This window comes from Cupriavidus pauculus (genome assembly GCF_003854935.1).
GTDB classification, from domain to species: domain Bacteria; phylum Pseudomonadota; class Gammaproteobacteria; order Burkholderiales; family Burkholderiaceae; genus Cupriavidus; species Cupriavidus pauculus_C.
This window is the reverse complement of the sequence record NZ_CP033969.1, coordinates 1,495,431-1,509,693: the sequence shown is the minus strand read 5'-3', so window position 1 is coordinate 1,509,693 and position 14,263 is coordinate 1,495,431. Positions and strand designations below refer to the sequence as shown.

The window sequence follows — 14,263 nt, the reverse complement described above, 5'->3', positions numbered from 1 at the left end:
CCGCGACAACCGGCAATTCTACCGGATCGCGGCGGGTGGGACATCCGCTTTTTCCCCGACTTTGATAGGGCCTGCCGCCATTCGTTCCGCAGATGGCGTTGGCGCCACTCAGTCCTGTGGCACCGCGGCCGCCGCCACGGGCTCGCCGGCGCCCGGCAAGATCCGCAGTTCCCGCTGCGGATAAGGAATGGACACGCCATTCGCCTGGAAGATCCGCCAGATTGCGCGATTCATCGCCGACTGCACGCCCAGCTTGCCGTTTTCGGGATCGGCGATGTAGACCGCCGCTTCGTACTCGATACCGCTGTCGGCAAAGGCCACCAGGAACGCGGCCGGGGCCGGTTCGGGCAGCACACGTGGCACATCGCGCACAGCGTCCTGCAGCAGCGCGATCACCGTCTCGGGGTCGCTCGCGTAGTCGGCCTGCACCCGCACCGCCACCCGCACGTTGGTGCCGGAGAACGAATGGTTCTGCACGGACTGCGCCACCAGTTGCTCGTTCGGCACCAGCGTCTCGCCGTCGCCGTTGCGCACCACGGTGTAGCGGGTGCGGATCTGCGACACGATGCCAGTGTACTTGTCCACCGTGATCTGGTCGCCCAGCTTGACCGAGCGGTCCAGCAGGATGATGAACCCCGAGATGTAGTTGCTGGCGATCTTCTGCAAACCCAGGCCCAGCCCGACGCCCAGCGCCCCGCCGAACACCGACAGCACGGTCAGGTCGATGCCGACCAGCGACAGGCTCAGCAGCAGCGACACCAGCAGCAGCAGCGCCTTGGCGATGCGCGTCAGCACCACCTTGAGGTTCGCGTCCAGCGTCCTGGCCCGCATCAGCCGCTCTTCGAGCCAGGAGCCGAACCACAGCGCCACCAGCACGGTCAGCAGGATCCAGATCACGCCCATCAGCGCCTCGGCGATGCTGATCGGGTGCTTGCCGCCCACCGGGAACCGCACCGATTCCATCCAGTGAATCACGTCCGGCAGCAGCCCCACCACGTACAGCGCCATGCCAAGCCAAACCAGCGTGGTCAGCACCTTCTCGACCAGCACCAGCATGCCGTGAAGCTGGCCGCTGGCCGACATCACGCGGCGCAGGATATAGAACGCGAAGTACAGCGCCGTGATGCCGAACAGCGGCACCAGCGCCAGCCTCAGCACGCTGACCGAGGCAAACGGCGCCAGCGCGTAGCGCGCCACCAGCACCAGCAGCCACGCGAACAGCGGGAACATCGCCCGCTCCAGGCTGACCGCGGCCAGCCGCAGCGCGAAGCTGGACGTCTCGTGCCGGGCTTCGAGCCGTTTGATGACGTGGCGCGCCAGCGGCCACGCCACCAGCAGGCATCCCAGCAGGATGCCGATCTGCCAGAAGAAGCCCTGCCCGCCCGCATCGTCGATAAGATCCTGGAGCATCTTGCCCATCACGGAATGCGAGCGCGTCAGCGCCACGAGCGTATCGGCGTTCATCGGGCGGCTTTCGGCAGCGATCCAGCCATCATCCGAATCAGCGCGTGCGTTCCAGCACCGCCGCAAAGAAGCCGTCGGTCTGGTGGATGTGCGGATACAGCGCCAACATGCCGCCTTCGGCCGGCAAGTCACGCACTTCGATCTTCTGCTCGGCCAGCACTTCAGCCACGGGCACCAAGCGGAAATTCTCGTGCTTGGCTAGAAAATCGCGGACGATCGCCTCGTTTTCGGCCTCCAGGACGCTACAGGTGGCGTACACGACACGTCCACCGCCCTTCACGAGCTTGGCGGCCGCTTCGAGGATGGCGCCCTGCTTGGCGGTCAGCTCGACCACCGATTCCGGCGTCTGGCGCCACTTGAGGTCCGGATTCCGGCGCAGCGTACCCAGGCCGCTGCACGGCGCATCGACCAGCACCCGGTCGATCTTGCCGGCCAGGCGCTTGACCTTGGCGTCGCGCTCCGAATCGATCAGCACCGGATGCACATTGGACAAACCACTACGCGCCAGGCGCGGCTTGAGGTTGGCCAGGCGCTTCTCGGACACGTCGAATGCGTAGAGGCGTCCCGTCGAGCGCATCGCCACGCCCAGTGCCAGCGTCTTGCCGCCCGCGCCAGCGCAGAAATCCACCACCATCTCGCCACGGCGCGGGGCCAGCAGGTGGCACAGCAACTGGCTGCCTTCGTCCTGCACCTCGACACCGCCGTTGATGAACAGCGGCAACTGGTTCAGCGCCGGCTTGCCCTTGAGGCGGATGCCCGCGGGCGCCATCGGCGCCGGCTCGGCCACAATGCCTGCCGTCTGCAGTTCCGCCAGCGCCTCTTCGCGCGACAGCTTGGCGGTGTTCACGCGCAGGTCCAGCGGCGCGGGCCGCAGCCATGCATCGCCCATCGCCGTCGTGAACGCCTCGCCATGACGTGCGACAAGGTCGTCATAGAGCCATTCCGGCAAATTGGCCCGCACGCGCGGCGCCAGGCTGGAGCGCTCGATCGTGGTCAGGCGGTCCAGCCATTCGGCTTCGTCGGGATACAGGAACGGCGTCAGCGTGTCGCGGCCCAGCGTGGCGGCCAGGCCCAGCAGGCCCAGGCGACGCGTGGCGGCGCCGGTGCCGCTTTCGGCAAATTGACCGAATTCGACGCGTCGACGCAACACTGCGAAAACTGCTTCAGCGATGATTCCTCGGTCACGATGGCCAAGTTTGCTATTTTCGCGGAAGTAGTGGCTCACCACCGCATCGGCCGGGCGCGCGAACAGCAGCACCTTGCCGAGCACGCGGTCGATGTGCTGCAGATGGAATGCCTGGAGGCTGCCGGGCGTGCGCGGCGCGTGACCGGCCTGCGCGCCCTGCGGCTTGCGAATCGGACTGGCCTTGCCCTTGCTGCTGCGCGGGCGTTGGCGATTGTCCCGGGTGGTCTGGGTATCTTGACGAGTCATGGCTGTTTTCCTGCCTCGGTGGGCGAGATGGCCATGAACCATTGGGGCTCGGCCGGTTGAACTTGAACGACACCGTCCTGCACATGCAGGCGGTCTTCGACGAACCAGCGCACGGCGCGCGGGTAAATCACATGTTCGCTATCGAGCAAACGATCGGCCAGCGACTCGGGCGTGTCGCCTGGCAGAACATCGAGCGCGGCCTGCATCACGATCGGGCCGTGGTCCAGCTGCGGCGTGACGAAATGCACGGTCGCGCCATGCAGCTTCACGCCGGCCTCCAGCGCCTGGCGATGCGTGTGCATGCCGGGAAAGCTCGGCAGCAGCGACGGATGGATATTCAGCATCCGGCCCGCGTAGTGCTCGACAAAGCCGTCGGTCAGGATACGCATGAAGCCGGCCAGCACGACCAGGTCGGGCTGGAACGCGTCGATGGCATCGCGCATCGCCGCATCGAACTGCTCACGATCGGGAAACTGCTTGTGGTCCACCACACCTGTGGCAATGCCGTGGCTGGCGGCGAACTGCAGGCCCGTGGCATCGGGCCGGTTGGACAGCACCGCGGCCACGCGCGCCGGCCAATGCTCGGCTGCGCAGGCCCGGACGATCGCTTCCATATTGGAGCCACGCCCGGAAATCAATATGACAATATTTTTCATCGCCGCGATTCTACCAAGCTGTTGTCCAAACGCTTGCAATCCGTGCTCAATAGGTACTTAATTACCGCGAAACGCGCCTCCCACAACGCTTTGCGTCCGTGTTGCAAGAAAAAACACCCCAGTGTGACGGATTGTGACGCGCACCCCGCTCTGATAGAGTGGGCCCTACGTCCACGCGCCGGATTCCGCGAATACGGTGACAACAAGGACGAAACGGGAAATTAGACGGGAATACGCATGTCGAACGCTGCACCGACTTTGTTGGTGGTCGATGATCATCCTATGGCTCTTTCCGGCACCACCGCCTTCCTGGCGGAGGTGATGCCCGACGTCGCCGTCCATGCCGCCGGTAGTGCCAAGGAAGCTCTCCACTCGCTGAACCAGGGACTCCGTCCCGATATCGTGCTGCTCGATATCTGGCTGAACGATGGCACCGGCTTCGATGCCATGCAGGCGTTCAAGACCGTGATTCCGGGCGCGCGCTTCATCTTCATGTCCGCCGAGGCCACGCCCGAGATCGTCGGGCGCGCACGGGCGCTGTCCGCGTGCGGCTTTGTCGGCAAGCATCTCGATGCCAACGCCTTCACCGCGGCCGTGCGCAAGGTGCTGGCCGGCGATACGAGCTTTCCGTCGGACGAGGCATTGTCCGGCCGCTCGCAATCGTTCGGTCCCGCGCACGGCATTCCGGTCACCCCGGCCGAGCTGGGCCTGACGCCGCGCCAGGGCTCGGTGCTGGCGCTGGTGCTCGAAGGGCTGCCGAACAAGGTCATCGCGCGCAAGCTGGGCCTGACCGAGAACACGGTGAAGGAACACGTCTCCGCCATCCTGCAGCGCCTGGGCGTGCGCACGCGCATGCAGGTGATGTCGCGGATGGAACGCTTCCGCCTGCGCCAGTAAGCGCCACCGCACCATCGCGGGATCGCCATGCAAAACGCCGCCCACTCCGGGCGGCGTTGTTGTTTGCGGCGATGCCTGACGGTCTCAGCCGGCCTGCAGCCAGCGGCGCAGCAGCATGCGCAGGTTGGCCGGGTCCACCGGCTTGGGCAGCACGAAGTAGCCGGCGTCCTCGGCCGCCAGCAGCGCCGCCGATTTCAGGTCGCCGGTCAGCAGCGCGCTGCGCGCCTGCGGCTGCGTGGTCTGCCAGCGTTCCAGCAGGTCCAGCCCGTTCTCGTTGCCGGGCAGGCGCAGGTCGCAGAAGATGATGTCCGGCTTGAGCCCCTTGGCGAACAGCGCATCGGCCTCCTGCCCGTGGGCGGCGCAGGCCACGCGGATGCCCCACGCCTCCATCAGCGCGATCCACGCCTTGCGGATCTGGCTGTCGTCGTCCACCACCAGCACCGTGCCGCGCAGGCGGTCCTGCCGCGCTTCCTCGGCCTGCGCGTTGGCACGCATGGCGCGGACGTTATCGACGGTCTCGGCCGGCACCGGCGCCAGCGCGAACCAGAACACCGACCCCTTGCCCGGCACCGACCGCACGCCGTAGGTGCCGCGCATCAGCCGCACGCATTCCTTGAAGATGGCCAGGCCCAGCCCCAGCCCCTGCGACGGGTCGCGCTGCGGGTTGTGGACCTGGTAGTACGGCGAGAAGATCTCGGGCAGGTGCTCGGGCGTGATGCCGGCGCCGGTATCCCACACTTCCACGCGCACGTGCTTGCGGCGCTGGCGCGCGGTGATCAGGATGCCGCCCCGCCTGGTGTAGCGCAGCGCGTTCTGCACGAGGTTGAACAGCGCGCGGCGCAGCAGCACGGGCTCGGCCATCGCATAGAGTTCGTCGGGCACGCGCGGCGTCAGCGTCAGGCCGCTTTCGCGCGCGTCGGCCGCGAACTGGCTCATCACGTCGTGGATCAGCACGTGCAGCTCGCACGGTTCCAGCGTGGGCAGGACCTTGCGGCCTTCGAGCTTGGACAGGTCCAGCAGCGACCGGAACAACAGGTCGATGGTCTGCGTGCCGGCGGCCACCTGCTCCACCAGCGGATGCAGCGCGCTGGACTGGTTGCGCGCGCGCAACGCTTCCACCAGCATCACCAGCGCATGCACGGGCTGGCGCAGGTCGTGGCTGGCCGCCGCCAGGAAGCGCGACTTTTCCTCGCTGGCGTGCAGCGCGCGCTCCTTTTCCTCCTGGAACTGCTTGGCCAGCCGGCGGCTTTCCGATTCGAGCTGGATGGCGCGCACCAGCGTGTGCTGCAGGTTCAGCGAGTGGCGCGCCAGCATCAGCGCGTAGACGACCAGCAGGATCTGCACAAAGCCGCCATGGCCGGGGAAGGCAAAGTCGGCCAGCAGGATGTTGGGCACCAGGATCGGCACGCCGGCAAAGACGAGGTTCGACGGGATCGGCGACTGGGACGTGGCGCCGCCGGCCAGCACGCCGAGCGTCAGCAGGTACAGCACGCTGGAGAACACCACCGACTCTGTATACAGGTGCAGCACGGCCGAGCTGCCCCAGGTCAGCCCGGTCAGGAACGCGATGGCGCGCATGTTGTTCCACCACTTCCGCGTGTGCGCCGAACGGCTCATCTTGCCGCTGTCGCGCTGGTAACCGAAGTAGAACCAGCTACCCCCGGCGGTGAGCAGCAGCATGATGGCGCACCAGATCAGCAGCGCGGCGTGGTTGGCTTCGCGCCAGAAGGCCCAGGCGGTCAGCGTGGGCAGCAGCACGGAAGATGCAATGGCGGTGGGCGATACGCGGTGGACGGTGGCCAGCAGTTTGGCCCGCGTCTCGGTATCCAGTTGCGGCCCTGGGGGCGGCAGGATCTTGTTTAGCAGCGCGTTCAAGTGTGGCCTGGCATGTAAGGCGACGACATTCCGCTGCAACCCGACCCGGACGGCGGCGACTGTTGCAGGAATCGCGCGGTTCTTGTTCTGAATCGCGCATATCATGCCGGCTTTTGCGGCGCTGCGCCATCGCGGGGTGGCGCATGGCGCCACAATTTCGCCATTTGTGGGCAGCTTGGCGACACTGGCACCAGGCCCGGTCCGGCAAAACCGGGACAAGCGGCGGCAGGGCGGGCCATTCGCCTTATAATGCTCGCTTTCCCTGAAACGCTCGTCCGCCGTCCTCGTGAAAGTCTTCCGCGGCCTGCCCAACGCCGAAAGCCGGGCGCCCTGCGCGCTCACCATCGGCAATTTCGACGGTGTGCATCGCGGCCACCAGTCGTTGCTCGCGCGCGCCCGCGCCGCGGCCGACGCCCGCGGCCTGCCGCTGTGCGTCATGACGTTCGAGCCGCATCCGCGCGAGTTCTTCGCGCCCGAACACGCCCCCACCCGCATTGCCCTGCTGCGCGACAAGCTCGACGCACTGCGCCGCAATGGCGTGGACCGCGTGGTGGTCGAGCATTTCAACGCCCATTTTGCCGCCCAGTCGCCGCAGGCGTTCGTCGAGAACGTGCTCTGGAACGGCCTGCACGCCCGCTGGGTGCTGGTGGGCGACGATTTCCGCTTCGGCGCCCGCCGCGCGGGCGACTTTGCCTACCTGCAGCAGGCCGGCCGCCAGTTCGGCTTCGACGTCGAGCAGATGGGCTCGGTGTCCGAAGGCGGCATCCGGATCTCCAGCTCGGCCGTGCGCCAGGCGCTGGCCGACGGCGACCTGGAGCATGCCCGCCGTCTGCTGGGCCACGGCTACGCGATCAGCGGCCACGTGATCCACGGCCGCAAGCTGGGCCGCAACCTCGGCTTCCCCACGCTGAACCTGCGGATTACGCACAAGCGCCCGGCCGTGAACGGCATCTTCGTGGTGCAGGTGCACGGCATCGCCGACCAGCCGCTGCCCGGCGTGGCCAGCATCGGCGTGCGGCCGACCGTGGAAGACGCGGGCCGCGTGCTGCTGGAAGTGCACCTGTTCGACGTGAGCCAGAACCTGTACGGCAAGCTGGTGCGCGTGGAATTCATGAAGAAGCTGCGCGACGAGGCGCGCTTCCACTCGCTGGAGGCGCTGACCGCCGCGATTGCCAAGGATGCCGACGACGCCCGCGCGTTCTTTGGCCTGGCGGCGCCCGACGGCAGCGGCCGCCGCGACTTCGCCACCTCCGCGACCGACCGAATTAGCTAGCGGCCGGCAGCGCGCCGCCACCGCAGCGCGCCGCCGGGACCCGCCCCGCCTTGCCCAGAATGATCCGCGCGCGGCGGCCAACGCCCGCCGCGCGCCCGACGAATTGCCCCGAGAATCGACCATGTCCGACGACAAACGCGCCAAGCCCGAAAAAAGCAAGTATCCGGTGAACCTGCTGGATACCCCGTTCCCGATGCGCGGCGACCTGCCCAAGCGCGAGCCGCAGTGGGTCAAGCAGTGGCAGGACAAGCAGATCTACAAGAAGATCCGCGCGGCCCGCAAGGGCGCCAAGAAGTTTGTGCTGCATGACGGCCCCCCGTACGCCAACGGCGACATCCACATCGGCCACGCCGTGAACAAGGTCCTCAAGGACATGATCATCAAGGCGCGCGGCCTGACCGGGCTGGACGCCGTCTACGTGCCGGGCTGGGACTGCCATGGCATGCCGATCGAGATCCAGATCGAAAAACAGTTCGGCAAGGGCCTGCCCGTGCAGGAAGTGCAGTCCAAGGCACGCGCCTACGCCACCGAACAGATCGCCCGCCAGAAGAAGGACTTCGAGCGCCTGGGCGTGCTGGGCGACTGGGACAACCCGTACCTGACCATGAACTTCAGCAACGAAGCCGACGAGCTGCGCGCGCTGGGCAAGATCATGGAGAAAGGCTACGTGTTCCGCGGCCTGAAGCCGGTGAACTGGTGCTTCGACTGCGGCTCGGCGCTGGCCGAGGCCGAGGTGGAATACAAGGACAAGGTCGACCTGTCGATCGACGTCGGCTTCCCGTTCGCGGAGACCGACAAGATCGCCCACGCCTTCCACGTGCCGCTGGCCCAGCTTGAAGGCAAGCCGGGCTGGATCGTGATCTGGACCACCACGCCGTGGACAATCCCGTCGAACCAGGCGCTGAACATGCATCCGGAAGTCGAATACGCGCTGGTGGACACGCCGCGCGGCTTCCTGATCCTGGCCAAGGACCGCGTCGAGGAGCAACTGAAGACCTACGCGCTGGAAGGCACCGTGGTGGCCACCGCCCGTGGCGACGCGCTGACCGAGGTCCGCTTCCACCATCCGCTGGCAACGATGGACGCCGGCTACGCGCGCACGGCGCCGGTCTACCTGGGCGACTACGTCACGACCGACACCGGCACCGGCATCGTCCACTCGGCCCCGGCCTATGGCGTGGAGGATTTCCAGTCGTGCAAGGCGCACGGCATGCCGGATGCGGACATCATCAGCCCGGTGATGGGCGATGGCGTCTACGCCAGCACGCTGCCGCTGTTCGGCGGCCTGTCGATCTGGGACGCGAATCCGAAAATCGTGGAAGTACTACGTGAGTCGGGCAACCTGTTCAACTCGCACAAGTACGAGCACAGCTACATGCACTGCTGGCGCCACAAGACGCCGATCATCTACCGCGCCACTTCGCAGTGGTTCGCGGGCATGGACGTGGATCCGGCCGACAACGGCCCGACGCTGCGCGCGACGGCGCTGGCCGGCATCGAGGCCACCGAGTTCTACCCGTCGTGGGGTAAGCAGCGGCTGCACAACATGATCGCCAACCGGCCGGACTGGACGCTGTCGCGCCAGCGCCAGTGGGGCGTGCCGATGGCGTTCTTCGTCCACAAGGAAACCGGCGCGCTGCACCCGAATACGCCCGCGCTGCTGGAAGAAGTGGCCCGGCGCGTGGAAAAGGGCGGCATCGAGGCGTGGCAGTCGCTCGACCCGAAGGAACTGCTGGGCGACGAGGCCGCGCTGTACGAGAAGAACCGCGACACGCTGGACGTCTGGTTCGACTCCGGCACCACGCACTGGACCGTGATCCGCGGCTCGCACCGCGACAAACTGTACGAGCCGTCGGCCGACACGCCCGATGGCCGCCTGGCCGACCTGTACCTGGAAGGCTCCGACCAGCATCGCGGCTGGTTCCACTCGTCGCTGCTGACCGCGTCGATGCTGTACGGCAAGCCGCCCTACAAGGCGCTGCTGACGCACGGCTTCACGGTCGACGGCGAGGGCCGCAAGATGTCGAAGTCCATCGGCAACACGGTGGCGCCGCAGGACATCTCGAACAAGATGGGCGCCGAGATCATCCGCCTGTGGGTGGCATCGACCGACTACTCGGGCGAGCTGTCGATCTCCGACGAGATCCTCAAGCGCGTGGTGGAAGGCTACCGCCGCATCCGCAACACGCTGCGCTTCCTGCTGGCCAACCTGACCGACTACGACCACGCCAGACACGCGCTGCCGGCGTCGGAATGGCTGGAGATCGACCGCTACGCCGTGGCCCTGACCGACCGCCTGCAGAAGGAAGTGCTGTCGCATTACCAGCAGTACGAGTTCCACCCGGTGGTGGCCAAGCTCCAGACGTTCTGCTCCGAAGACCTGGGCGGCTTCTACCTGGACGTGCTGAAGGACCGCCTGTACACCACGGCGGCCGACTCGCAGGCCCGCCGCGCCGCGCAGAACGCGCTGTACCACATCACCCAGTCGATGCTGCACTGGATGGCGCCGTTCCTGTCGTTCACGGCCGAGGAAGCCTGGCAGGTGTTCCAGCACGGCACCGCGCACACCGACACGATCTTCACGAGCACCTACTACGAGGTGCCGGCCGTGGACGACGCCGACGACCTGCTGCAGAAGTGGCACGAGATCCGCGCCGTGCGCGCCGAGGTCACGCGCCAGCTTGAAGCGGTGCGCGTGGAAGGCGACATCGGGTCGTCGCTGCAGGCCGAGGTGACGATCGCCGCGGGCGGGCCGGTGCTGGCCGCGCTGCAGAGCCTGGACGACGACCTGCGCTTCGTGCTGCTGACGTCGGCCGCCAAGGTCACGGCGGCGCCCGAGGGCGGCGACCTGCTGGTGACGGTCACGCCGTCGCAGCACGCCAAGTGCGAGCGCTGCTGGCACTACCGCGCCGACGTGGGCCACAACCCCGCCCATCCCACCCTTTGCGGCCGCTGCGACAGCAACCTGTTCGGCGCCGGCGAGCACAGGAGCCACGCCTGATGGCCACGTCCTCTACCCGTTCCTCGCGCGCCGGTTCGTCGCGCGGCAAGAGCAAGTCGGGCGCCAACGTCACGCCGTGGCTGTGGATGGCCTTTGCGCTGCTGGTGGTGATGATCGACCAGTTCTTCAAGGTCCTGATCACGCGCTCGTTCCAGTACGCCGAGTCGCGGCCGGTCACCAATTTCTTCAATCTCGTGCTGGTCTACAACAAGGGCGCCGCGTTCAGCTTCCTGGCCGACGCCGGCGGCTGGCAGCGCTGGTTCTTCACGCTGCTGGGCGTGGCGGTGGGCGGCTTCATCGTCTGGCTGCTGTACCGCCACACGGGCCAGAAGCTGTTCTGCCTGGCCGTATCGCTGATCCTGGGCGGCGCGGTGGGCAACGTGGTAGACCGCGTGATCCACGGCCACGTGATCGACTTCCTGGACTTCCACTGGCGCAACACGCACTTCCCGGCCTTCAACGTGGCCGACTGCGCCATTACGCTGGGCGCCGTCCTGCTGATCGTGGACGAACTGCGGCGGGTAAGGCGGCACTGAGCAGCGGATTCCTGCCGCCCCGCTCTCCAAAGCCGCCACGCGCGGATTTCCACCGTCCTGCCCCGGTGAGGGCAAGCCTGCCGCAGGCTGGCCAGCCGGACTAGTGCTCCAGGCGACTGCCCTCTCCCCTGGCCCCTTTCCCGCTTGCGGGAGAGGGGAACCGCCCTCCGGCGCCTGCAGCCATCCCGGCAACGCAAGCCCCCCAGCACATCCCCCCCGCCAGCGGTATCATGCGGAACCCCCGATTTTCTGAAGAGCGTTCCCCATGGATTTGCGCGGCAAGCACATCGTCCTCGGCCTGACTGGCGGCATCGCCTGCTACAAGTCGGCCGAGCTGGTCCGGCTGCTGACCAAGGCTGGCGCCACCGTGCAGGTGGCGATGACCGAGGCGGCAACGCACTTCATCACGCCGGTCACGATGCAGGCGCTGTCCGGGCGGCCGGTGTTCCTGTCGCAGTGGGATGCGCGCGTGGACAACAACATGGCGCACATCGACCTCTCGCGCGAGGCCGACGCCATCCTGATCGCGCCGGCGTCCACTGACTTCCTGGCCAAGGTGGCCAACGGCCTCTGTGACGACCTGCTGACCACGCTCTGCATCGCGCGCGAATGCCCGCTGCTGGTGGCCCCGGCGATGAACCGCCAGATGTGGGCCGCCGCGCCGACGCAGCGCAATGCCGCCCAGTTGCGCGCCGATGGCGTGACGATCCTGGGCCCCGGCACCGGCGACCAGGCGTGCGGCGAGATTGGCGACGGCCGCATGCTGGAGCCCGAGGAACTGGTCGACGACCTCGTCGCCTTCTTCCAGCCCAAGCCGCTGCAGGGCAAGCGCATGCTGATCACGGCCGGGCCGACGTTCGAGGCCATCGACCCCGTGCGCGGCATCACCAACCTGTCGTCGGGCAAGATGGGCTTTGCCATCGCCCGCGCCGCCCGCGAGGCCGGCGCCGAGGTGCTGCTGGTGGCCGGCCCTACCGCGCTGCCCACCCCGCGCGGCGTGGCGCGTACCGATATCCGCAGCGCCCAGCAGATGCACGATGCCGTGATGGCGCAGCTGCGCGGCGTGGACATCTTCGTGGCCGTGGCCGCCGTGGCCGACTGGCGGCCGGCCGAGATCGCCCAGCAGAAGCTCAAGAAGGCCAACGATACCGACACGCCGACGCTGCAGTTCGTGCAAAACCCGGACATCCTGGCGGCCGTGGCCGCCCGCGCCGATGCGCCCTACTGCGTGGGCTTTGCCGCCGAGAGCGAGAACCTGGAGCAGTATGGCGAGCAGAAGCGCCAGCGCAAGGGCGTGCCGCTGCTGGTGGGCAACATCGGCCACCATACGTTCGGCCTGGACGACAACGAGATCGTCCTGTTCGATGCCCAGGGCATGACGCGCCTGCCGCGCGCCGACAAGCTGTCGCTGGCCCGCGCGCTGGTGGCCGCCATCGGCCAGCGCCTGCCGCGCAAGTCCGTCTGACACCCCAGCCCTGCCATGAGCGATACCCGTCCCAAGCTGCGCCTGTCGGTGCTGGACCAGAGCCCGGTCATCCACGGCCATACCGCCCGCGACGCGCTGGCCGCCACGGTGGAACTGGCGCAACTGGCCGACGAACTCGGCTACACCCGCTACTGGTGCGCCGAGCACCACGGCCTGCACGGCGTCTGCAACCCGGCGCCCGAGGTCATGCTGGCCCGGCTGGGCAGCGTGACGCGGCGCATCCGCCTGGGCTCGGGCGGCGTGATGCTGCCCTACTACAGCCCGTTCAAGGTGGCCGAGCAGTTCCGCATGCTTGAAGGGCTGTTTCCGAACCGGATCGACTTGGCCGTGGGCCGCGCGCCCGGCGGCGACATGCGCACCGCGCAGGCCGTGGCGATGGGCCAGTACAACCGTGGCGACCAGTTTCCGCAGCAGGTGCAGGACCTGGCGTTTTTGCTGCGTGGCGAGGTACCGCCCGACCACCTGGCCGAGGGCGTGCTGCTGCAGCCGGCCATCGACACGCGGCCCGAACTCTGGGTGCTGGGGTCGAGCGATTTCGGCGGCGCGCTGGCCGCGCGGCTGGGCCTGCGCTTCGCGTTCGCGCATTTCATCAACGCCCATCACGGGGACCTGGTGGCGCGGCAGTATCGCGAGGACTTCGCGCCCGGCTACGATGACGCGCCCTACAGCGCGGCGGCCGTGTTCGTGATCTGCGCCGATACGGAGGCCGAGGCCGAGGCGCTGGCGCGGGCGGTGGACATCCGCCGGCTGCAGATGGCGTATGGCGTGAACGCGCCAATCCCGTCGCTGGCGCAGGCGGCCGATTTCACGCCCACCGAGCGCGACCGCCTGATCATCGAACGCGAGCGGCCGCGCACTCTCTGCGGTACGCCGGCGCAGGTTGCCGAGCGCATGCTGGCGCTGCAGGACCGCTTTGCCGCCGACGAGCTGGTGGTGCTGAGCGTGACGGCGTCGTACCAGGCGCGGCTGCGCACCTATCAGTTGCTGGCCGAGGCATTCGACCTGCAGGGCTGAAGTACCGCCGGGAAGTGTCTGATCGGCCGGGGCGGCGCGGTATCATGCCGCCTTTCCCGATCCACCGATCCAACGATCCCCGGTGCGCCCGGGGTGCCGCAGGAAACCGAATCCATGACCGTAGCCGCGAACCCGACCGTCGAGATCAAGGTGCTCGACGCCCGCCTGAACGACTGGGGCCTGCCCGCCTACCAGAGCGACATGGCCGCCGCCATCGACCTGCACGCGTGCGTCGACGGCCCGCTGACCATCGCGCCGGGCACGGCCGCGCAACTGGTGCCGGCCGGCATCGCCGTGCACATGGCCAATCCGTTCATGTGCGCGACGATCGTGCCGCGCTCGGGCCTGGGCCACAAGAAAGGGCTGGTGCTGGGCAACTCGATCGGCGTGATCGACGCCGACTACCAGGGCCAGATCATGGTCAGCGTCTGGAACCGCAACGCGCCGGGCAGCGACCCCATCGTAATCCAGCCGGGCGAGCGCATCGCGCAGATGATGTTCGTGCCGGTGCTGCGGCCCGTGTTCCAGACCGTCGAGACCTTCTCGGAAGATTCGGCGCGCGGCGCCGGCGGCTTTGGTTCCACCGGCGTGGCGCACGCCAAGGGGTAAGCCCCCGCCCCGGCCGACCC

11 protein-coding genes are annotated in these 14,263 nt (G+C 67.7%); 7 read left to right on the top strand and 4 right to left on the bottom strand.

All coding sequences use genetic code 11. From position 1 onward, the window contains the following. Window positions 1-108: 108 nt before the first annotated feature. Genes EHF44_RS08655 through purN form a run of 3 tightly spaced genes read right to left on the bottom strand, consistent with a single transcriptional unit; the run spans window position 109 to window position 3,552 of the window. A complete protein-coding gene (locus tag EHF44_RS08655) occupies window positions 109-1,464 on the bottom strand; it encodes a mechanosensitive ion channel family protein (RefSeq protein ID WP_124683368.1) in 1,356 nt (451 codons plus the stop codon). A gap of 37 nt (window positions 1,465-1,501) precedes the next feature. After that, entirely contained in the window at window positions 1,502-2,896 is a 1,395-nt protein-coding gene (locus tag EHF44_RS08650; protein WP_124683367.1) for an RsmB/NOP family class I SAM-dependent RNA methyltransferase, read from the bottom strand. Continuing rightward, complete coding sequence (gene purN / locus EHF44_RS08645) at window positions 2,893-3,552, bottom strand: phosphoribosylglycinamide formyltransferase (protein ID WP_124685040.1); 660 nt, start codon at window positions 3,550-3,552, stop codon at window positions 2,893-2,895. Before purN ends, EHF44_RS08650 begins: the two co-directional genes overlap by 4 nt. A gap of 237 nt (window positions 3,553-3,789) precedes the next feature. On the opposite strand from purN, the gene EHF44_RS08640 reads away from it, so the two are divergent. Further along, window positions 3,790-4,449, top strand: coding sequence for a response regulator (locus EHF44_RS08640; protein WP_029051234.1), 660 nt, complete (start codon window positions 3,790-3,792; stop codon window positions 4,447-4,449). 84 nt (window positions 4,450-4,533) lie between these two features. On the opposite strand, the gene EHF44_RS08635 is transcribed toward EHF44_RS08640, so the two are convergent. Next, a complete protein-coding gene (locus EHF44_RS08635; RefSeq protein WP_124683366.1) occupies window positions 4,534-6,324 on the bottom strand; it encodes an ATP-binding response regulator in 1,791 nt (596 codons plus the stop codon). A gap of 286 nt (window positions 6,325-6,610) precedes the next feature. On the opposite strand from EHF44_RS08635, the gene EHF44_RS08630 reads away from it, so the two are divergent. The 6 genes from EHF44_RS08630 to dut all read left to right on the top strand — a co-directional run bounded on the left by EHF44_RS08630 (window position 6,611) and on the right by dut (window position 14,243). Continuing rightward, the gene (locus EHF44_RS08630) at window positions 6,611-7,597 is read left to right on the top strand and encodes a bifunctional riboflavin kinase/FAD synthetase (RefSeq protein ID WP_124683365.1); all 987 of its coding nucleotides are present in this window, start codon (window positions 6,611-6,613) and stop codon (window positions 7,595-7,597) included. Window positions 7,598-7,718: 121 nt separating this feature from the next. Beyond that, a complete protein-coding gene (ileS, locus tag EHF44_RS08625; protein ID WP_124683364.1) occupies window positions 7,719-10,598 on the top strand; it encodes an isoleucine--tRNA ligase in 2,880 nt (959 codons plus the stop codon). Continuing rightward, entirely contained in the window at window positions 10,598-11,134 is a 537-nt protein-coding gene (gene lspA, locus EHF44_RS08620) for a signal peptidase II (protein ID WP_124683363.1), read from the top strand. The genes ileS and lspA overlap by 1 nt, the downstream gene beginning before the upstream one ends. Window positions 11,135-11,399: 265 nt before the next feature. Further along, complete coding sequence (coaBC, locus tag EHF44_RS08615; protein ID WP_124683362.1) at window positions 11,400-12,599, top strand: bifunctional phosphopantothenoylcysteine decarboxylase/phosphopantothenate--cysteine ligase CoaBC; 1,200 nt, start codon at window positions 11,400-11,402, stop codon at window positions 12,597-12,599. Window positions 12,600-12,614: 15 nt separating this feature from the next. Continuing rightward, window positions 12,615-13,634, top strand: coding sequence for an LLM class flavin-dependent oxidoreductase (locus EHF44_RS08610; RefSeq protein ID WP_124683361.1), 1,020 nt, complete (start codon window positions 12,615-12,617; stop codon window positions 13,632-13,634). Between the two features lie 114 nt (window positions 13,635-13,748). Beyond that, window positions 13,749-14,243 (top strand): dUTP diphosphatase, encoded by a 495-nt coding sequence (dut, locus tag EHF44_RS08605; RefSeq protein ID WP_124683360.1) that lies wholly within the window; start codon window positions 13,749-13,751, stop codon window positions 14,241-14,243. Window positions 14,244-14,263: the final 20 nt, after the last annotated feature.

Bases quoted from the DNA above. Each gene is read 5' to 3' on its own strand.
- ileS (WP_124683364.1), top strand. From the start codon at position 7,719: ATGTCCGACGACAAACGCGCCAAGCCCGAAAAAAGCAAGTATCCGGTG.
- EHF44_RS08655 (WP_124683368.1), bottom strand. From the start codon at position 1,464: ATGAACGCCGATACGCTCGTGGCGCTGACGCGCTCGCATTCCGTGATG.
- dut (WP_124683360.1), top strand. From the start codon at position 13,749: ATGACCGTAGCCGCGAACCCGACCGTCGAGATCAAGGTGCTCGACGCC.
- EHF44_RS08640 (WP_029051234.1), top strand. From the start codon at position 3,790: ATGTCGAACGCTGCACCGACTTTGTTGGTGGTCGATGATCATCCTATG.
- lspA (WP_124683363.1), top strand. From the start codon at position 10,598: ATGGCCACGTCCTCTACCCGTTCCTCGCGCGCCGGTTCGTCGCGCGGC.
- EHF44_RS08610 (WP_124683361.1), top strand. From the start codon at position 12,615: ATGAGCGATACCCGTCCCAAGCTGCGCCTGTCGGTGCTGGACCAGAGC.
- EHF44_RS08650 (WP_124683367.1), bottom strand. From the start codon at position 2,896: ATGACTCGTCAAGATACCCAGACCACCCGGGACAATCGCCAACGCCCG.
- coaBC (WP_124683362.1), top strand. From the start codon at position 11,400: ATGGATTTGCGCGGCAAGCACATCGTCCTCGGCCTGACTGGCGGCATC.
- purN (WP_124685040.1), bottom strand. From the start codon at position 3,552: ATGAAAAATATTGTCATATTGATTTCCGGGCGTGGCTCCAATATGGAA.